Source organism: Paracoccus sp. N5 (genome assembly GCF_000371965.1).
GTDB lineage: Bacteria > Pseudomonadota > Alphaproteobacteria > Rhodobacterales > Rhodobacteraceae > Paracoccus.
Genome location: NZ_AQUO01000001.1, coordinates 2,614,038 through 2,632,559, shown reverse-complemented (window position 1 = coordinate 2,632,559; position 18,522 = coordinate 2,614,038). Strand labels below are relative to the sequence as shown.

Here is an 18,522-nt window from a genome sequence, read left to right as displayed (position 1 = left end):
CTAGCGCAGCGCGCCGGATTGTTTCAGCTTTTCGGCCTTATCGGCGTCATACCACCAGAAATCAAGTTCACCCAGCAGATAGGGCGGCAGCTTCTCGGGGTGGGCATAGATATCGTAATAGGCCAGGGTGTAATCGGCCTTGTACCATTGCGGCACCCAGAAGCGCAGCGCGCGCAGGCTGCGGTCCAGCGCATGGACGATGGCGTCCATCTCGACCTGGGTCTTGGCCTCGATCCCCTTCTCGATCAGCGCGTCGATGGCCGGGTTCGCCAGCCCCATGGGGTTGAACACGTCGCCCACGTTTTCCGAACCGAAGACCTGTTCGGTGCCGCCGCCGACATAGAAGCCAAGCTGGGCGAAATTGTCGGTAATCATGTCGAAATCATGGCCGCGGGTGCGGTTGGTCATCTCGGCATCGTCGACCCGCGCGTTCACCGCATCGACGCCAAGCGCGCGCAGGTTCTGCACGAAGGGGTTGATGATGCGGTCGAAGCTCTGGTTGTCGTTCAGGATTTCCAGCTTCAGCCGCTGGCCCTTCTGGTTCACGCGCATCCCGTCCGGCCCCGGCTTCCAGCCCGCCTGATCCAAGAGCGCCGAGGCCGCGCGCAGGTTCTTGCGGTCGAGCTGGGTCTTGCCCGAGACCGGCTGCATCACCGCATCCTCGGTCAGGATGCCCTCGGGCAGGTCTTTCGCCAAGGGTTCCAGCAGCGCCAGTTCCTCGGGCGAGGGCTTGCCGGTCGCGGCCAGTTCGCTGTTGTCCCAGAAGCTGTTGACGCGGGTGTTGAGCCCATAGAACAGCGTCTCGTTCGACCATTCGAAGTTGAACATCAGCCCGATGGCCTGGCGCACGCGGATGTCCTGCCAGGTCTCGCGCCGCAGGTTGAAGATCCAGCTTTGCCCGGTGGCGAGGTCGCCGTTCGGCAGCACCTCCTGCTTGACCGCGCCGGATTTCAGCGCCGGGAAGTCATAGCGCGTCGCCCAGTGGATCGAGGAGGATTCGTTGCGGAAGGTATAGACCCCGGCCTTGAACGCCTCGAAGGCGGCGTCGTAATCCGAGAAATACTCCATGCGGATCTTGTCGAAATTGTGCCGGCCCTTGTTGATCGGCAGGTCCTTGCCCCAGTAATCCGGGTTGCGCCTGACGCTGAGCGAACGCCCCATCTCGGCGCTGTCGAAGACATAGGGGCCCGAGCCCAGGAAGGGGATATTGCTCGACTGTTCGATGTCGCGCTTGTTCTTGCGGAAATCCTCGCGCGAGAACACGATCTGGCTGCCGACCTGCTGGATCACGTCGCGGCGCGGATAGCCGGGCTGGAAGATGAACTTGATCGTATGCTCGTCGATCACTTCGGCCTTGGCGACCATCTTGGCGATGCCGGTGCGATAGGACGACAGGCCCTTGTCGCGCAGAAGCTCGAAGGAAAACAGCACGTCATGCGCGGTCAGCGGCGTGCCGTCCGAGAATTTCGCCTCGGGCCGCAGATGGAAGATCACCCAATCGCGGCTTTCGGGATATTCGATGGTCTCGCAGAGCAGGCAATAGGATGAGCCGCGCTCATCCGCCGGATCCTCCATCAGCCGCTCCAGCATGATGACGGACAGCGCGGTGGCGCGGCCGCGATGGGTAAAGGGGTTGTAGCTGTCGAAGCCGCCGATTCCCCATTCCGAGATCTCGCCGCCCTTGGGCGCATCCGGGTTCACGTAACGCAGATGCGGGTAATCCGCCGGCAGTTCGGGCGTGCCGAAGACCGCGATGCCATGCGACACGATGGTCCCGGGCTTGGGCTCTTGCGCGGGGGCGGTGACGGGCAGCAGCGCCAGCAGCAGGGCCATCGGGGCATGTCGCAAAAAGGGCATCGTCATCGGGTGTTGCTCGTCCTTGCATGTCGGGGCCTGATCCGGCCCGCTTGTTGCCCGCAGGCTAGCAGCCGGGCCGGGCGGTTCAACATGCAATTGCGTGATGGGACGACCCCGCCCTGCCCTCGCGCCATGAAAAAGGGCGCCCGCAAGGGACGCCCCGTCATGATCTGCCGCGCGGAAGACTTATTTCAGCGTTTCCAGATAGGCGATCAGGTTCGCGCGATCCTCGACCTTGGGCAGGCCGGCAAAGGCCATCTTGGTGCCTTTGACCACGGTCTTGGGGTTGGTCAGGAAATGCTCCAGCGCCTCGGGGGTCCAGTCCGGAGCCTCGGCGGCATGGGCCTTCATGGCGTCGGAATAGTTGAAGCCGGCGGCAGAGGCGACCGCGCGGCCGACCACGCCGTTCAGATGCGGGCCGGTGCTGTCCGAACCGTCGATCTTGTGGCAGGCCTTGCACTTGCCGAAGACCTTCTCGCCCGCCGCGGCATCGGCCGAGGCCATGACGGTGGCGAAATCGGGGCCTTCCTCGGCCGCTTCCTCGCCGCCGCCGGCGCCGGCGTCCTCGACGGGAATCGTATAGGCCTGGGCGTGCTCTTCCTCGCCGCCATGGCCTGCGGGGCCGACGTGATAAATGCCCGAAGCGGCCCAGCCCATCAGCAGAAGGAACAGAAGCGAGCCGATGATAGCCCCGGCTGCCTTGGTGATGGTCATGGTATCGAACATGTCTGCGGGCCCCTTGGGTCTATCCGTGGATCTGGGCGGTATCTATCCGCTTTTGTTTCGCTGGTTCAAGGTATAGTTGTCGCTCGCGCGCGACAAAACCCGCCGGCGTCACCGCCTCGCCACGGGGCTTGTCGCCGCAAGACCGGGGTCGGACCCCGCGACGACAGGCCTGCAAGGACAAGGGGGCAAGGGATGAGCCAGACCGAAAGCCAGGGCGTGATCGCCTTCCAGGGCGAGCCGGGCGCCTATAGCCACCAGGCATGCCGCAACTACCGGCCGCGTATGGAGGCCCTGCCCTGCCGCACCTTCGAGGACACCATCGAGGCGGTGCGCGGCGGCCGCGCCGAACTGGCCATGCTGCCGGTCGAGAACTCCACCTATGGCCGCGTCGCCGACATCCACCACCTGTTGCCGGAAAGCGGGCTGCACATCATCGACGAGGGCTTCGTGCGGGTGCGCATCAGCCTGCTGGCCGTGCCCGGCGCCACGCTGGCCGAGGTGACCGAGGCGATGAGCCACCCGGTCCTGCTGGGCCAGTGCCGCGGCTTCCTGCGCCGCCACGACATCCGCAGCCTGGTCGGCGCCGATACCGCCGGCTCGGCCATGGAGGTGGCGCGGCGCGGCGAGCGGTCGCTGGCCGCCCTGGCCGCGCCGCTGGCCGGCGAGATCTACGGGCTCGACGAGCTCGCCTCGGGCATCGAGGACCGGCAGAACAACACCACCCGCTTCCTGGTCATGGCGCGCCAGCCCGATTTCAGCCGCCGCAAGAATGCCCAGGGCGACGGCACGATGATGACCACCTTCGTCTTCCGCGTCCGCAACATCCCGGCCGCGCTCTACAAGGCGCTTGGCGGCTTCGCGACCAACGGCGTCAACATGACCAAGCTGGAAAGCTACATGGTCGACGGCGTCTTCACCGCGACGCAATTCTATGCCGACATCGAGGGCCACCCCGAGGATCCCAATGTCGCCCGCGCGCTGGAAGAACTGGATTACTTCACCTCCAGCCTGAACATCCTCGGCGTCTATCCGGCCGATCCGCTGCGCGCCGCGCAATTGCGCGACCAGGCCCAGGGCTGAGACGCCGCCGGGCGTGCCGCTCAGGCGGCGGCCTCGGCCGAAATCTGGGTCACGAAATCGGCGATCCGCTGGGCGAACTTGCGGTCAAGCTGCGCCTTGCCCAGCTTCGCGGTCTGCAGCAGCAGCCGCGCCTTCATGCCGCGCGGCTGTACGTCGGCCTCGAAGATCAGCCGCGACCGGCTGGGGGTCAGCGCCACCACCGTCATGCGGATCTGCAATTCGAACTGGTCCGAGGTGCCATCCAGCGCGATCAGCTCATTGGGTTCGTAGCGGGCAACGCGCAGGTCCAGCCCGCGCCGGCGGCCGCGCCAGTCGAAACCGATCTCCCAGCCCATGCCGACCCCGGGCCGCACCATGTCGTCCAGCCGCCGCACCGAGGCGCCGCGCCGCACCAGCATCCGCTCGAGGCTGGGAAAATTGCCGACGGCGCGGAAAAGGGCATCGGCGGGAATGTCGGTGTCCTGGCGAGTCGAGAATTTCATCGAAGGTCCACTGCTGAAAACGCCCAAAGCATCATGCGCGGTTTTTCCCATGTTGCAGCGCAGCATGCAAGCGCACCCCACCGTATCGGCGACGCAGCGTCAATATGCAATCCAAGGTTGCATAATGCTTATAATGTCCGCATGCATGGACAATGGATCACGATCCCGCCCTGCCCCGTCACGCTGCCACCGCGGCTTCCGGCCCTGCCGAGGATTGCCTCGACCTGCGGGTGATGGCGACGACGGATCTGCACATGCATGTGCTGGGCTATGATTACCTGGCCGACCGGCCGTCCGAGCGGCTGGGCCTGTCGCGGGCGGCGGCGCTGATCGCGCGCGCGCGCCAGCAGGTGCCGAACTGCCTGCTTTTCGACAATGGCGACGCGCTGCAAGGCAGCCCGATGGGCGACTACCTGGCCGAATCCGGCGGCATCGGCCCGCGCCGTCGCCACCCGGCCATCGCTGCGATGAACGCGCTCGGCTATGACGCGGCCACGGTCGGCAACCACGATTTCAGCTTCGGCCTGGGCTTTCTGCGCGCCAGCCTGGAAGGGGCGGCGTTCCCGATCGTCGCCAGCAACCTGCAGCCGCGCCGGCCGCTGCCGGTCAGCCCGCATCTGCTGCTGGAGCGGCGCTTCCTGGACCGCCGGGGCCGCCCGCGCCGGCTGCGCATCGGCGTCCTGGGCTTCCTGCCGCCGCAGACCGTCGACTGGGAACCGGCCCTGCGCCCCGAGATCGCGGTCGCCGATATCCTCGACTCGGCCCGCGCCGGCATTGCCGCCCTGCGCCAGCGCGGCGCCGACCTGGTGCTGGCGCTGTCGCACAGCGGCATCGGCGCGCTGGAGCCGCAACCGATGATGGAGAATGCGGCCACCGCGCTGGCCGCCCTGCCGGGACTCGACCTGGTGATCGCCGGCCATACGCATCGGGTCTTTCCCTCGGCCAGCCATCCCGGTGGCCCCGGCATCGACGCCGAGCGCGGAACGCTGGCCGGGAAGCCCGCGGTGATGCCGGGCTTCTGGGGCTCGCATCTGGGGCTGATCGACCTGCGGCTGCAGCATGACGGCAGCGCCTGGCGCATCGCCGATTTCACCTGCCGGGCCGAGCCGGTCGCGGCCGAGGCCGACCACCCCGCCGTCACCGGCCCGGCCATGCCGGCGCATCGCCAGACCCTGCGGCATTTCCGCCGCCGCATCGGCCGCACCGAGCGCGCGCTCAGCAGCTATTTCTCGCTCATCGGCCAGGATCCGGGGCTGCGGCTGGTGACCATGGCGCAGCGCTGGCATGTGCGGCGGGCGCTGCGCGGCACGCGCTGGCAGGATCTGCCGATCCTCTCGGCGGCCGCACCCTTTCGGGCCGGCGGGCGCGGCGGGCCGCAGCATTACACCGACGTGCCGGCCGGGCGGCTGACGCTGCGCAGCATCGCCGATCTCTACCTGTTCCCGAACCGGCTCTGCGCCATCCGGCTGACCGGGGCCGAGGTGCGCGAATGGTTGGAACGCTCGGCCAGCCTGTTCCTGCGGGTCGAGCCGGGCCTTTCCGACCAGCCGCTGATCGACCCCGAGTTCCCGAGCTACAATTTCGACGTGATCGACGGGCTCGACTGGCAGATCGACCTCAGCCGACCGCCGCGCTATGCGCCGGACGGGCGGCTGGCGCATGCCGATTCCCACCGCATCGCCGACCTGCGCCACCGCGGCCGGCCGGTCGCCCCGGGCCAGCCGTTCATCCTGGTCACGAACAGCTACCGGCTGTCGGATTGCGGGCTTTTCGCGGCAGTGGCCACCGGCCGGCCGGTGCTTCTGGACAGCACCGCCCGCACGCGCGAGGTGCTGCGCCGCTATGTCGCGCAGCGCCGGGTGCTGGCGCCCGATTCCCGCATCGGCTGGAGTTTCTCGCCCCTGCCCGGCACCTCGGTCCTGTTCGAGACCTCGCCCGCCGCCGCCGGCCATCTCGACCGCCTCGACACCCCGGTCGAACAGGCGGGGCTTGGCCCGGACGGATTCCTGCGGCTGCGGCTGCACCTGTGACGCCAAGGCGCTTGCATCCGCCGCCGCCCGCGCCTATCTAGGCGCCGAGAGGTTGGCGCGGGCGAGCGCCTCGCCAACCCGGTCAGGTCCGGAAGGAAGCAGCCGTAACGAGTCCCGCTTGGGTCGTTGTCCAGCCTCTCACCGATTTTCCCCTTAACATTTTGAAATCTGAAAATCCCTTGCCTTGCTGGGCTTGGTTCCGTTTCTGGCGCCAGAATGGGGATTGCAGATGGCTGGTCAGGTCCGACATTTGGTGGGCGCTTCTACGCCCGCGTGGTCGCGCTGCAATCCATCCTCGGCAAGAAGGAGCTGACCGCCCCTCTGCTCCCGCCCGGCGCGAGGCGACAACAGCGCTTCCCTCTGCCGTCGCGGCGCTACAGGCGCAGATCGGCCACGCCAAGGACATCGCCAAGCTACGCGAGCCCCTGCCCCATCGTTCCCGGTCACGACGCAGGATTACGACCTTGCGGTCTGGCAGCGCTGCATGGCGATGCTGCCCTGCGCGGCCGCGTCGGTTCCACCGGTTTCAGACGATGGCCGAGGATCTGGCGGCGCTGGTGCGCCTGGCCTTCGAAGCGGGCGAGACGGGATCGAGCTCGGCCTTGACCGCGCAGCAGATCCTCGACAGCGCCGCCTAAGCGCCCCTCTAAGGGCCTCCCCTCCACACACCTGCCGGCATCCTCTCCCAGCCCGCCAGCGACTCGCTTCGGACCTCGGGAGGGGTTTTGCCCGGTGAACGCCAAGGAAATCCCCAGAAGAATGAACATAGACCATGACACCACCCCCGTGCCTCCCCTCACCATCAGCCGCGCCCGCTGCGCCCGAGCCTGGGAAATGGTCCAGACCCAGCCCACGGGAAACCAACGCTATGCCCATACAGCGGACCAGATCGCCGGGGCCTGTGGCATCAGTCGTCGCACCGTGGACACCATGCGCGAGTTCGTGGACCTCCTGGACGCCAGCCTGAACGTCGCCAGAACAGGCGCCCGAGGACAAGCCATTTAGTCCCTAGCGGAGATCGCGGCATGGGCTCCTCTGTTTCGGGGTCTTGGGCGTGTGGTCCAGCGACCTGATCCGCCAGCACGCCCCGCAGATCAGCAGCTGCATCAGGTGCAATCGTCTGGACCCACCGTTGAGCAGCCTCATGGGCCTTCCTCTCCGTCTAAGGATCGGCCCCTGGCGCAACCTGACGCCGCGCCTGAGCTATCTCCCGCTCGACCTGCGCATGATACCAAGGCCAAACGCGAAGGGCTTCGTTCTCGGATTCCCGAGCTTTTTCTTGAACTCGCGCTTGGTTCCCGCCACATCCCGAAGAGCCGGCCTTAGTTCTCTCAACGTGCTTCAAAACGGCCCCATGTGTGCCTCTATGTGCACCGGACGGGGCTTCATGCCATGGAAAATCATTGATAAATATGGACTCGCGGAAGCGAAATGGTGCCGGTTGCAGGAATCGAACCCGCGACCTTCTGATTACAAATCAGCTGCTCTACCAACTGAGCTAAACCGGCCTTGACTGATCGGATAGCCCCTCGGGCCGCGCAGCGCAAGCGCGGCCGTCGCTTGCGACCACTCAGCCGGTGACGGCCAGCACCGTCTCGACCAGCCGCTGCGGATCGAAAGGATGCGGCAGCCAGCCGGCGGCGCCGGCATTGCGGGCCCGGGTCTTGAGGTCCGGCATGGCCTCGGCCGAAAGCACCAGGATCGGCATCCCGTAAAGCGCCGGCTGCTGGCGCACCGCCTCGATGAAGGCGAATCCGTCCAGGCCGGCCATGTTCACCCCGGTCACGATGGCGTCGATCTCGCGCTGGCCCAGCCGTTCCAGCGCCTGCGTCCCGTCCACAGCGGGAATGACCTCCAGCCCCGCCTCGGTCAGGGCGGCGTAGGCCTGGGCGCAGAGCGCCGAATCGTCATGCAGCAGCAAAACCGTCAGCGTCATCGCGATTCCCCGGACGGATAGCGGCGCTGGCAGGCGGATTTCAGGACGGTCATGCGCAATCTTCCCATGGCTGGATCGGTGTTCGTCTTGCGCGACCATCGCGCAAAGAGTTTAAGACATCGTTGACCGCCGAACGGTCCGGTTCGCTTTTTTTGATGCCCTGGCGGCCAGCCGATGCGGCTTCGGGCTTGCATTCGCGGCCGAACCGGACTATGTCGCGCGCACTTCACAGGCAGGGTCGGGCCTTCGGGGGAGACATTCCCGCAGGTCCACCGGTTGGGGCATCCGCCCTGAAAACCCTGCCAAGGCGCAAACCGGAAAGGAACATGGAATGGCGCTTCCCGAATTCTCCATGCGTCAGCTGCTTGAAGCTGGCGTGCACTACGGTCACCAGACGCAACGCTGGAACCCCCGCATGGCCGAGTTCATCTATGGTGAACGCAACGGCATCCACATCTTCGACCTGACCCAGACCGTCCCGATGCTGGACGCCGCCCTGCAAGCCGTGCGCGACACCGTCGCCAAGGGCGGCCGCGTGCTCTTTGTCGGCACCAAGCGTCAGGCGCAGAAATCCATCGCCGATGCCGCCGAGCGTTCGGCGCAGTTCTACATGAACCACCGCTGGCTGGGCGGCACGCTGACCAACTGGAAAACCGTGTCGCAGTCGATCCAGCGCCTGAAGGCCCTGGACGAGACGCTGGGTTCGGGCGCCGAGGGCCTGACCAAGAAAGAGCGTCTGCAGATGGAACGCGAGCAGGCCAAGCTGCAAGCCTCGCTGGGCGGCATCCGCGAGATGGGCGGCCTGCCCGACCTGCTGTTCGTCATCGACGTGAACAAGGAAGACCTGGCCATCCTGGAAGCCAAGAAACTGGGCATTCCGGTCGTCGCCGTGGTCGATACCAACTGCTCGCCCAAGGGCGTCGACTACATCATCCCGGGCAACGACGACGCCGCCCGCGCCATCGCGCTGTATTGCGACCTGGCCTCGCGCGCCGCTCTGGACGGCATGACCGCGCAGATGGGCGCCGCCGGCGTGGACCTGGGCGCGCTGGAAGCCTCGGTCGAGGAAACGCTGGAAGGCGCGACCGAAGAAGCCGAAGCCTGATCGGAAACCGTCGGGGGCCGACGCCCCCGCAAGGGTTTACGCAATATTCATCAGGCGGGGATAAGCCCCGCCTGACGCATTGAAAAGCAAGGAGATCCCCGATGGCTATCACCGCTGCGATGGTGAAAGAGCTGCGCGAAACGACCGGCGCGGGCATGATGGACGCCAAGAAGGCGCTGACCGAAACCGACGGCGACATGGAAGCCGCCGTGGACTGGCTGCGCACCAAGGGCCTGGCGAAAGCCGCCAAGAAGGCCGATCGCGTCGCCGCCGAGGGTCTGGTGGGTGTCTCGGTCAAGGCCGGCCGCGGCGTCGCCGTCGAGCTGAACTCGGAAACCGACTTCGTCGCCAAGAACGCCGACTTCCAGGCGCTGGTGCGCGAGATCACCAATGTCGCGCTGGAAACCGCCGAGGATGTCGAGGTGCTGCGCGCCACGCATCTGAACGGCAAGCCGGTGTCGGAAGTCGTGACCGACGCCATCGCCCGCATCGGCGAGAACCTGACCCTGCGCCGCATGCATGTCCTGGAAGGCGATACCGTGGTCTCCTATGTCCACAACGCCGCGACCGAGGGCATGGGCAAGATCGGCGTGCTGGTCGCGCTGAAGGGTCCGGCCGACAAGGCGCAGGCCATCGGCAAGCAATTCGCCATGCATATCGCCGCGACCAACCCGGTCTCGCTGTCGGAAGCGACGCTCGACCCGACGCTGCTGGCGCGCGAGCTGGAAGTCCAGACCGCGAAGGCGCTGGAAGAGAACGCCTCCTCGGCCAAGCCGAAGCCCGAGGCCGTGATCCAAAACAACATCATCCCGGGCCGGATGAAGAAGTTCGTGGCCGAGAACACCCTGCTGGGCCAGGCTTTCGTCATCAACCCCGACCTGACCGTCGAGCAGGCCGCGAAAGAGGCCGGCGTCGAGATCACCGGCTTCGCCCGGGTCATGGTCGGCGAAGGCATCGAGAAGAAGGAAGAGGATTTCGCCGCCGAGGTCGCCAAGACCCGCGCCGGCGCCTGAGCCCCGTCTTTCTGCCAGACAGCAACGCCGGTTCGCGAGGGCCGGCGTTGTTCTTTTGGACGCCGCCTCTCGCGCCCTGCCGGCGGGTGGCCGGTCGCATGCGGTGGCAGCGGTCGAGGAAGCGCGGCGACATACTCGCGGCGCAGGCCTCCGGCTGGCTCGCAATGCGGTCTGCGACCTCAGGAACCGGCGGCGCGGGCCTGCGGCGGTCGCATCAGGTCGCCCGGCGGTTTACTCGGCGCTTTCGGCGTTTCGCACAGGCTTCCCGGCACTCTGCACGGTCGAGAGTCCACCCGACCGACCGCATGATCGGCATCGGCTTTCGCGTCGGTGCCCCCTCTGGCGCCGGCTCATTTGTCAGGTCCTGGACGGCGTGACGGGTCACCGCGACCCTGGGCAGACCCCCTGCGGCACGATCCTTGCCACTCGCCCTGGCACGACTGTCAGACCCGCCCGCAGCGCGGCAGCCTGGCGACGGCCGCCTCGGTCCGGGGGGCCGTCGCCGCGAAGCTCTGGCAGCGCCAGGCGCGGCCAGCCGCCAGGCTCTCGCCGGCCTCGGTGGTGCAGGTCTCGCCCGGATCGACGAAGATCTGCCGGCGGTTGCTGGCCAGCAGGATCGCCTGCGGCGTGGTTCGCGCCGCCAGCGCCTGGCGCGCCAGGCGCAGGTGCTTTTCCACCGTCGCTCGCGACACGCCCAGAAGCCCGGCGATCTCTTGCGTGGTGCGGCCGACGGCGATCTGCTCCAGCACCTCGCGCTGGCGCTGCGTCAGCACCTGCTCGGGCGGATCATAGGGCAGCACCGACAGCCGCAGGTGGATCAACCCGGTCAGTGCCTCGACCAGCGGGCCATGCTGCTGCCACAGCCCGTCCAGCCGGCGCTGGTCCACGCCCAGGGCGCCCGACAGGATTACCCCCGCCCGCACCTGCTGCACGCTGTCGCCCAGGCCGACCGCATAGCCCGCGATATGGCCGTGGCGCGCGAACAGGTCCAGCATCCGCTCCTCGGCCGGGCTGAGCCGGCCGGCCTGGCGCAGCCGGCGCATCCAGTCCCAGCTTTCGCTGCCGCGGTTTCCCGCCATCCAGCGATACATCGGCACGCTGGTCAGCGCGTCCTGCGACAGGATCTCCTGCAACAGGCGCGGCGTGCAATTGGTCAGGAACAGGCGATCGTCGACCTGCCGGTCGCCCGCCGTCTCGATGATGCGGACGCTGCAATAAGAGGCATAGGGAAACCCCAGCCCGGCCAGCCGCTCGGTATAGTACCGCCACAGGCTGTCGGTCGTGCGCGCCGCCAACACCGTCTCGAGGTCCGTCAGGAGATCCATGGGTCGGGAACTCTCAATGCCTGTCGTCATAATTGCCGGTGAAAAGCGAAATGTGAAACGATCTTTCCCCGCTGGAACCGCGCGCATGACGCCGCCCCGGCGGATTTCCCCGATGTCGCGCGAAATTACCGCAGGCAATTCACATAAAGCAATTGAAAAGCCGAGCTAATCCGGTTGCATTCCGTTGACGTAGCGTCAGCGGCTCTGCGCGCGCGGAATTCAACCAGCGGGTTTTCCCGGCCGGCATAGCTGGTTACTGTGCGCCGGAAACGAGTCAGGAGTTCCCCGCACCATGCAGGTCGTCTTTCACTGCGGCGTCCACGGCACCGATCTTTACCGCATGGTCAAGACCTTGCTGCAGAATCGCGACTGGCTCTTGCGCAACGGGATCGAGCCGGTGACGCCGAACCGGCACCGCGACGTCTTCAACGAGGCGCTGGGCGCGCTGAACGGCGGCGCCGCCACGCCCGAGATGGAGCAGGTGATGCTGGATGCCATCCTGGACACCGACGACCCGCAGCGCATCATCTGCTCCACGCCGACCTTCCTTGGCAAGGCCGAGCGGGCGCTGTCGCTCGACGGGCTCTATGCCGCGGCGGGCGAGAAGATGGCGGCGCTGGCCAACCTTTTTCCCAGCGCCGAGGTCGAGTTCTTCATGGGGCTGAAGAATCCGGCCACGCTGATCCCCTTCGTGCTGGCGCAAGAGGGCAGCGGCACCTATGCCGAGGTCATGGGCGGCATCGACCCGGAAAGCCTGCGCTGGGCGCCGGCGATCCGGCGCATCCTGGCCGCCGTGCCCGGCCACCGCCTGGTGGTCTGGTGTCACGAGGACACCTCGCTGATCTGGCCCGAGGTGGTGCGGCGCATCTCGACCATGCCCAGCGACGTGCCCTTGAAGGCGGGGTTGCAGATCCTGGGCGACATCCTGCACCCGGACGGCATCCGCATGATCCGCGATGCCATGGCGCAGGAAACCCGGCTGACCATCGAGAGCCGGCGGCGGATCTTCTCGGCCGCGCTGCAAAAGCACGCCCTGCCCGACCAGATCGAGATCGAGCTGAACCTGCCCGGCTGGGACCAGGCCCTGGTCGACCGCATCGGCGCCGCCTATGACGACGACATGGCCGAGATCGCCGCCTTGCCCGGGGTCGAGTTCATCACGCCCTGACGCCGCGCCGTTTCACCGTTTTCCAAATACCCCGGCAACAGCGCCTCAGGCCGGCCAGACCGCCAGGATCAGCGGCACGCCGACCAGCACCACCAGGGCCGACAGCGGCGCGCCCAGCCGGGCATAATCGCCGAAGCGATAGCCGCCCGGCCCCATGACCAGCGTGTTGCACTGGTGCCCGATGGGCGTCAGGAAATCGCAGCCCGCGCCCACCGCCACCGCCATCAGGAAGGGGTCGGGCGCATGGCCCAGCCGCTCGGCGAAGATCGCGGCGATGGGCGCCATGACCAGCACGGTCGCGGCATTGTTCAGGAAGGGCGTCACCGCCATGGCCGCGACCATGATCAGCGCCACCGCGCCCCAGACCGGCAGGCCGGCCGCCGTCGCCGACAGAAGGTCCCCGATCAGTTCGGCGCCGCCGGTCTTCTGCAGCGCCTCGCTGACCGGGATCAGCGCACCCAGCATGATCAGGATCGGCCATTCGATCGCCTCATAGGCCGCCTCGGCGCTGATCGCCCCGGTCAGGATCATCGCCAGCGCCGCGCCGAAGAAAGCGATGGCAACCGGCACCAGCCCGACCGCGGTCAGCGCCATGGCCGCGGCCAGGATCGCGACCGGCAGCAGGTCGCGCCGGACCGAGCCGAAGCGCAGCTCGCGCTCGGCCAGGGGCAGAAGGCCAAGCGCCTGCATCCGTTCGGGCAGAAGGTCGAGCGGGCCTTGCACCAGCAGCACGTCGCCGGCGTCGAGCATGGTTTCGGACAACCGCTCGGTCATGCGCTTGCCCGCGCGCGACAGGGCAAGCAGATTGACGCCGTGCTGGTCGAAAAGCTGCAGCCGCGCCGCGCTTTGCCCGACCAGCGGCGAGGCGGTCTTGACCACCGCCTCGATGACGCCGATGCGGGCCTCGGGCGTGTCGGGCGGCGAGGGCATGTCCTGGCGCGCCAGCAGCAGCCCGCCCTTGGACACCGCCCGCTCCAGCGCGTTGGGCTTGCCGCGCAATTGCAGCACGTCGCCCGGCTCGATGATGCTGTCCGACAGGGTGACGGCGCGGCGCTTGTCGTTGCGGATCACCCCGGTCACGGTCACCTCGCCATCGGCGAGGCCCAGGAAATGGCCGATGGTCTTGCCGGCGACCGGGGCATCGGGCGGCACGCCAGCCTCGGTGTTGTAATCGGCGATATTGACCGCCTCGCCCAGCGAGGCGGTGGCACGGCGGTCGGCGGGCAGCAGGTGCCGGGCGGCGAACATCAGGAACACCAGCCCGACCGCCGACAGGCCAAGGCCGACCGGGGCATAGTCGAACATGCGGAACGGCTCGCCCGTCATCTGCTCGCGCACCCGGCTGACGATGATATTGGGCGAGGTGCCGACCAGCGTGATGAGCCCGCCCAGCAGCGAGCCGAAGGCCATGGGCATCAGGTAGAGCGCCGGCGAGCGGCCCGATTTCCGCGCCATCTTCAGCGAGGCCGGCATCATCATCGCCAGCGCGCCGATGTTCTTGATCAGCGCCGACAGGATCGTCACCCCGCCGACCAGCACCGCCAGCTGCGCGTGATAGCTGCCGAGCTTGCGCACCAGCCAGCGCAGCGCCACCTCGATCATCTCGGAGCGCGAGACGGCGGCGCTGACCACCAGCGCGCTGCCGACGATGATGACGATATCGTCGCTGAAGCCGGAAAACGCCTCCTCGGGCGCCACGGTGCCGGCCAGCAGCGATACGGCCAGCGCCAGCATCGCCACCAGGTCATAACGCAGCCGGCCCCAGATGAAGAGCACCATCATGCCGATGATGATGGCGAAGGACAGCATCTGGGGTAAGGTCATGGAAATTCCGCGCAAAAGGCAGCCCGACCGTCAGGCCTGCCACGCGGAACGTGCCGCCGCCCCGCCGGGTTCCGGCGGGACGCGGGTTTCGAAAGGCTTCGGCTCAGCTGCCGACCGGCACCACCTTGACCGCGCCGTTCTGCGCCGAAAGCGCGATCTCGCCGGCGGCAAGGCGCAGCGCGTCGCGGCCAAAGACCTCGGCCCGCCAGCCCGCAAGCGCCGGCAGGTCCCGCGCGCCCGAGGCGATGGCGTCCAGTTCCGCCGCCGAGGCAATCAGCCGCGGCGCCACGCCCGCCGCATCCGACTTGGCCTTCAGGAGCACCCGCAGCAGTTCCGCCAGCGCGGCATTGCCGGGGCGGCCGGGTTCTTCAGGCGCGGGCTTGGGCAGATCCTTGGCCTCGAGCCCGGCCTTGACCGCGGCGAGAATGCCGTTCGCGATGTCGCCGCGCCGGGCGTCGCGCAACAGCAGGCGCGACTTCGCCAGGTCCGCCTCGGTCAGCGGCTTGGTCGAGGCAAGCTCGATCAGCGCATCGTCCTTGAACACCCGGGCGCGCGGAATGTCGCGCTCCTGGGCATAGGTCTCGCGGAAGCGCGCCAGCTCGCGCACCACCGCCAGGAAGCGCGGCGAGCCGGAACGGGTGCGCACCCGCTCCCAGGCCTCGTCGGGGCGGGTGATGTAGGTTTCCGGGTTCAAGAGCACCGCGACCTCTTCGCCCAGCCAGGGCCCGCGGCCGGTCTTGTCGAGCTGCGCCGCGAGGAACTCATAGATCGCCCGCAGATGCGTCACATCGGCCAGCGCATAGGCCGCCTGCGCATCCGACAGCGGCCGGTGCGACCAGTCGGTGAAGCGCGAAGACTTGTCGAGCGGCTGGCGCGCGATCTTCTTGACCAGGGTCTCGTAACCCGCCTGCTCGCCGAAGCCGCAGACCATGGCGGCAATCTGGGTGTCGAACAGCGGGTCGGGAAACACGCCGGCGTCGTGAAAGAAGATCTCCAGATCTTGGCGGGCGGCGTGGAACACCTTCACCGTCGCCTTGTGGCGGAACAGGTCATAGAGCGGTTCCAGCGACAGGTCCTCGACCAGCGGGTCGATCAGCACGGCCGGGCCGCCCGGCAGCTTGCTGGCCGAGGCCGGCGGCAGCGCGGCCTGGATCAGGCAGAGCTTGGAATAATAGGTGCGCTCGCGCAGGAATTCGGTGTCGAGCGTGACATAGGGCTGAGCCTTGGCCAGTTCACAGAACTCGGCCAGCTCGGCCGTGGTGGTGATGGTGCGGATCTCGGTCTTGCGGTCGGTCTGTGGGTTGGCTGCCATTGGGTTCTTTCAGGGGCGGCGGGTCATCCGCCGGGCGATTCCTTTCGGCAATATCTAAGGTTTGGCGAAATTCAAGGAATTACCTTGGGTTTCACAGCGGATCGATATCGCCCTGTGCTCGCAATGCCGCGAATTCCGCCACGAATGCGGCCAGTTCCCCGCGCGCGATGGCCTCGCGCAGCCCGGCCATCAGCTCCTGGAAGTAATGCAGGTTGTGCCAGGTCAGCAGCATCCCCGAGATCATCTCGCCGGCGCGGAAGACATGGTGCAGATAGGCCCGCGAATAGCCGGTGCAGGCCGGGCAGCTGCAATGCTCGTCCAAGGGACGCGGGTCGTCGGCGTGCCGGGCGTTCTTGACATTGACCTGGCCGCGCCGGGTCCAGGCCTGGCCGGTGCGCCCGGAACGCGAGGGCAGCACGCAATCCATCATGTCGATGCCGCGCAGCACCGCGCCGACGATGTCGTCGGGCTTGCCCACGCCCATCAGGTAGCGCGGCTTGTCCTCGGGCAGGAAGCCCGGCGCATAGTCGAGGACGCCGAACATCGCCTCCTGCCCCTCGCCCACGGCAAGGCCGCCGATGGCGTAGCCCTCGAAGCCGATGGATTTCAGCGCCTCGGCCGATTCCTCGCGCAATTCGCGGGTGACGCCGCCCTGCATGATGCCGAACAGCGCATGGCCGGGCCGGTCGCCGAAGGCGTCGCGGCTCCGCTCGGCCCAACGCATCGACATGCGCATCGACCGTGCCACCACCTCGTCGCTCGCCGGCAGCGCCGGGCATTCGTCGAAGGCCATGACGATGTCCGAGCCCAGCAGGCGCTGGATCTCCATGCTGGTCTCGGGCGAGAGATGGTGCTTGCTGCCGTCGATATGGCTGGAAAAGGTCACGCCCTCTTCGGTCAGCTTGCGCAGGCTCGCCAGCGACATGACCTGGAAGCCGCCGGAATCGGTCAGGATCGGGCGGTCCCAGTTCATGAACTCGTGCAACCCGCCCAGCCGGGCGATGCGCTCGGCGCCGGGGCGCAGCATCAGGTGATAGGTATTGCCCAAGAGGATGTCGGCGCCGGTCGCGCGCACCGATTCGGGCAGCATGGCCTTGACCGTGGCGGCAGTGCCGACGGGCATGAAGGCCGGCGTGCGGATCTGGCCGCGCGGCGTGTCGATGATGCCGGTGCGGGCGCGGCCATCGGTGGCCGAGACCTGGAAACTGAATTTCTCGCTCATGCGGCTGCTGATAGGCGTTCCGGCGCCGGATGCAAGGCCCGCTCAGGCCCCGGCGGCGCGCAGCAGTTTCGCCCGCGTCGAGGGAATGGCGCCGATCTCGAGCCCGGTGAAGACATGCAGCGTGTCCATTTGCCGGTCGACGACGGCATGGTCGCTGACCCAGCCGCCCATGGCCAGATAACTGCGCAGCAAGGGCGGCATCGCCGCCATGGCCCGGCGCGGGTCGGGCTTGCGCAGCCGCAGCACGCGGGCAAAGCGGAACACCTGCGGCGCCTTGACCCGGGGCAGCCAGCGTTTCGGCGCCAGGTGCCGCTCGCGCAGCATGGCGAAGGCGTCTTCGTAGCCGCGGGTGTCGGTGCCGATGAAGCTGGAGCAGCCGAAAAGCATCGCCACCCCCTCGGCATCGACATGGCGGGCCAAGGCGCCCCAGGCCAGGCGCAGGATGTCGGGATCGCGGATCTCGGGATGGATGCAGAAGCGGCCGATCTCGACCATGCGGCCGTCGAAATCGCGCAGACGTGACAGGTTGTAGTAGCGCGCGGAATAGCTTTCGCCGATCTGCGCCCCGCCCTCCAGCGTCATCATGCGGAAACAGGCCACCAGCCGGCCGCCGGTCTCGCGAATCAGCACATGGGTGCAGCGGTCGTCGTAATCGTCGGCGTCCAGCAATCCGGTGTCGTCGTCGCTGCGCCCGCGCGCGATGAAACATAGCCAGCGCAGGCGTTGCGCCTCGCGGATTTCCCCTGCGGTTTCAGCGAAACCGACCTCGTAGCGGCCCTTGCGGAATGCCATCATCGCGCCTTGCCCGATCCTGAGTTCGACCGTCACCCGGTCCTGATCCGACTTGTTACGCCCCTCCCTGCACCCATCTTGTAACAGCCGCATGGTGGATTGAAGCGCAAAAGATGACAGCGCGCCAGCAGACGCCCCGCTGCGCTTGCGACAGGCAGCGCGGGCCGCGCCCTGCCTATTGCTGGTCCAGCAGCTGCCCGGCCGAGACGCGGCCGACGTTGCCCATCAGCTGCCGGATCAGGCCGAGGCTGGTCACGCCGCTGTCGGTGACGCGCTGCGACAGCACCACGACGCGGCCGCGCTCCAGCCCGAAACGCTCGACATTGCTGACGGTGCCGGCTTCGTTGAAGCTGACGGCGACGACCTCGCGGTTGATCTCGCGCGGCTGGCGGGCGCCGAAATATTCCCAGCGCGAGCCGACGTAATACCAGCCCGACCCGGTCAGCAGGCCCTGGGCCGAGGGCCGGCCGACCAGCCCCTCCAGTTCCGATTGCGAGGTCTGGCCGACGACCACCTGCGACAGCTGCTCCTCGGGCGGGACATAGCCGTGGTTGCGATAGGTGGCCTGGCAGGCGGAAAGCGCAAGAGGTGCGACCAGTGCCAAGGCCATGATCTGCCGCCGGGAAATCTTCATCGTCTCTCTGCCCCTC

General features: G+C 67.5%; 15 protein-coding genes, 1 tRNA gene and 1 other RNA gene. 6 read left to right on the top strand and 11 right to left on the bottom strand.

The annotated features are described in order from the left end of the window. Nucleotides 1–1,863, bottom strand: a complete 1,863-nt coding sequence (locus PARN5_RS0113305) for an extracellular solute-binding protein (RefSeq protein ID WP_018000266.1) — start codon at nt 1,861–1,863, stop codon at nt 1–3. 180 nt (nt 1,864–2,043) lie between these two features. Further along, nucleotides 2,044–2,583, bottom strand: a complete 540-nt coding sequence (locus PARN5_RS0113300) for a cytochrome c family protein (protein WP_018000265.1) — start codon at nt 2,581–2,583, stop codon at nt 2,044–2,046. A gap of 192 nt (nt 2,584–2,775) precedes the next feature. On the opposite strand from PARN5_RS0113300, the gene PARN5_RS0113295 reads away from it, so the two are divergent. Continuing rightward, on the top strand, nt 2,776–3,663 hold the full coding sequence (locus PARN5_RS0113295) for a prephenate dehydratase (protein ID WP_018000264.1): 888 nt from the start codon (nt 2,776–2,778) through the stop codon (nt 3,661–3,663). A gap of 20 nt (nt 3,664–3,683) precedes the next feature. On the opposite strand, the gene PARN5_RS0113290 is transcribed toward PARN5_RS0113295, so the two are convergent. Beyond that, a complete protein-coding gene (locus PARN5_RS0113290; protein ID WP_018000263.1) occupies nt 3,684–4,145 on the bottom strand; it encodes a hypothetical protein in 462 nt (153 codons plus the stop codon). A gap of 152 nt (nt 4,146–4,297) precedes the next feature. Between PARN5_RS0113290 and PARN5_RS0113285 the strand changes: the two genes are divergently transcribed. Beyond that, on the top strand, nt 4,298–6,175 hold the full coding sequence (locus PARN5_RS0113285; protein ID WP_018000262.1) for a bifunctional 2',3'-cyclic-nucleotide 2'-phosphodiesterase/3'-nucleotidase: 1,878 nt from the start codon (nt 4,298–4,300) through the stop codon (nt 6,173–6,175). Between the two features lie 45 nt (nt 6,176–6,220). Next, nucleotides 6,221–6,319, top strand: an RNA gene (ffs, locus tag PARN5_RS23555) — signal recognition particle sRNA small type. A 1,288-nt stretch (nt 6,320–7,607) separates the two neighbouring features. Here the strand turns inward: ffs and PARN5_RS0113270 are convergent. Both PARN5_RS0113270 and PARN5_RS0113265 read right to left on the bottom strand, forming a co-directional pair. Beyond that, nucleotides 7,608–7,683, bottom strand: a tRNA-Thr gene (locus tag PARN5_RS0113270). Between the two features lie 62 nt (nt 7,684–7,745). Continuing rightward, nucleotides 7,746–8,111: a response regulator gene (locus tag PARN5_RS0113265; protein ID WP_018000259.1), complete on the bottom strand. Its 366-nt coding sequence runs from the start codon at nt 8,109–8,111 to the stop codon at nt 7,746–7,748. Between the two features lie 331 nt (nt 8,112–8,442). Between PARN5_RS0113265 and rpsB the strand changes: the two genes are divergently transcribed. Next, nucleotides 8,443–9,216, top strand: a complete 774-nt coding sequence (gene rpsB / locus PARN5_RS0113260) for a 30S ribosomal protein S2 (protein WP_018000258.1) — start codon at nt 8,443–8,445, stop codon at nt 9,214–9,216. A gap of 101 nt (nt 9,217–9,317) precedes the next feature. Further along, complete coding sequence (gene tsf / locus PARN5_RS0113255) at nt 9,318–10,229, top strand: translation elongation factor Ts (RefSeq protein WP_026155417.1); 912 nt, start codon at nt 9,318–9,320, stop codon at nt 10,227–10,229. A 443-nt stretch (nt 10,230–10,672) separates the two neighbouring features. Here the strand turns inward: tsf and PARN5_RS0113250 are convergent, their stop codons facing one another. Next, nucleotides 10,673–11,554 carry a LuxR family transcriptional regulator gene (locus tag PARN5_RS0113250; protein WP_018000256.1) on the bottom strand — a complete coding sequence of 294 codons (882 nt, stop codon included), beginning with the start codon at nt 11,552–11,554 and terminating at the stop codon, nt 10,673–10,675. Nucleotides 11,555–11,846: 292 nt separating this feature from the next. Between PARN5_RS0113250 and PARN5_RS0113245 the strand changes: the two genes are divergently transcribed. Beyond that, nucleotides 11,847–12,722, top strand: coding sequence for a hypothetical protein (locus PARN5_RS0113245; protein ID WP_018000255.1), 876 nt, complete (start codon nt 11,847–11,849; stop codon nt 12,720–12,722). Between the two features lie 45 nt (nt 12,723–12,767). On the opposite strand, the gene PARN5_RS0113240 is transcribed toward PARN5_RS0113245, so the two are convergent. The 5 genes from PARN5_RS0113240 to bamE all read right to left on the bottom strand — a co-directional run bounded on the left by PARN5_RS0113240 (nt 12,768) and on the right by bamE (nt 18,506). Beyond that, nucleotides 12,768–14,546, bottom strand: a complete 1,779-nt coding sequence (locus tag PARN5_RS0113240; RefSeq protein WP_026155416.1) for an SLC13 family permease — start codon at nt 14,544–14,546, stop codon at nt 12,768–12,770. A 103-nt stretch (nt 14,547–14,649) separates the two neighbouring features. Next, nucleotides 14,650–15,822 carry a ribonuclease D gene (rnd, locus tag PARN5_RS0113235; protein ID WP_026155415.1) on the bottom strand — a complete coding sequence of 391 codons (1,173 nt, stop codon included), beginning with the start codon at nt 15,820–15,822 and terminating at the stop codon, nt 14,650–14,652. 127 nt (nt 15,823–15,949) lie between these two features. Continuing rightward, entirely contained in the window at nt 15,950–17,080 is a 1,131-nt protein-coding gene (tgt, locus tag PARN5_RS0113230; protein WP_018000252.1) for a tRNA guanosine(34) transglycosylase Tgt, read from the bottom strand. Between the two features lie 42 nt (nt 17,081–17,122). Next, complete coding sequence (locus PARN5_RS0113225) at nt 17,123–17,875, bottom strand: GNAT family N-acyltransferase (RefSeq protein ID WP_018000251.1); 753 nt, start codon at nt 17,873–17,875, stop codon at nt 17,123–17,125. A 172-nt stretch (nt 17,876–18,047) separates the two neighbouring features. Continuing rightward, nucleotides 18,048–18,506 carry an outer membrane protein assembly factor BamE gene (gene bamE / locus PARN5_RS0113220; RefSeq protein ID WP_018000250.1) on the bottom strand — a complete coding sequence of 153 codons (459 nt, stop codon included), beginning with the start codon at nt 18,504–18,506 and terminating at the stop codon, nt 18,048–18,050. Nucleotides 18,507–18,522: the final 16 nt, after the last annotated feature.

Excerpts from the sequence above, each read along its gene's own strand:
- PARN5_RS0113250 (WP_018000256.1), bottom strand. The coding sequence starts at position 11,554 with ATGGATCTCCTGACGGACCTCGAGACGGTGTTGGCGGCGCGCACGACC.
- PARN5_RS0113290 (WP_018000263.1), bottom strand. The coding sequence starts at position 4,145 with ATGAAATTCTCGACTCGCCAGGACACCGACATTCCCGCCGATGCCCTT.
- PARN5_RS0113285 (WP_018000262.1), top strand. The coding sequence starts at position 4,298 with ATGGATCACGATCCCGCCCTGCCCCGTCACGCTGCCACCGCGGCTTCC.
- PARN5_RS0113245 (WP_018000255.1), top strand. The coding sequence starts at position 11,847 with ATGCAGGTCGTCTTTCACTGCGGCGTCCACGGCACCGATCTTTACCGC.
- PARN5_RS0113225 (WP_018000251.1), bottom strand. The coding sequence starts at position 17,875 with ATGATGGCATTCCGCAAGGGCCGCTACGAGGTCGGTTTCGCTGAAACC.
- PARN5_RS0113300 (WP_018000265.1), bottom strand. The coding sequence starts at position 2,583 with ATGTTCGATACCATGACCATCACCAAGGCAGCCGGGGCTATCATCGGC.
- PARN5_RS0113305 (WP_018000266.1), bottom strand. The coding sequence starts at position 1,863 with ATGACGATGCCCTTTTTGCGACATGCCCCGATGGCCCTGCTGCTGGCG.
- rpsB (WP_018000258.1), top strand. The coding sequence starts at position 8,443 with ATGGCGCTTCCCGAATTCTCCATGCGTCAGCTGCTTGAAGCTGGCGTG.
- PARN5_RS0113265 (WP_018000259.1), bottom strand. The coding sequence starts at position 8,111 with ATGACGCTGACGGTTTTGCTGCTGCATGACGATTCGGCGCTCTGCGCC.
- PARN5_RS0113240 (WP_026155416.1), bottom strand. The coding sequence starts at position 14,546 with ATGACCTTACCCCAGATGCTGTCCTTCGCCATCATCATCGGCATGATG.
- tgt (WP_018000252.1), bottom strand. The coding sequence starts at position 17,080 with ATGAGCGAGAAATTCAGTTTCCAGGTCTCGGCCACCGATGGCCGCGCC.
- bamE (WP_018000250.1), bottom strand. The coding sequence starts at position 18,506 with ATGAAGATTTCCCGGCGGCAGATCATGGCCTTGGCACTGGTCGCACCT.
- PARN5_RS0113295 (WP_018000264.1), top strand. The coding sequence starts at position 2,776 with ATGAGCCAGACCGAAAGCCAGGGCGTGATCGCCTTCCAGGGCGAGCCG.
- tsf (WP_026155417.1), top strand. The coding sequence starts at position 9,318 with ATGGCTATCACCGCTGCGATGGTGAAAGAGCTGCGCGAAACGACCGGC.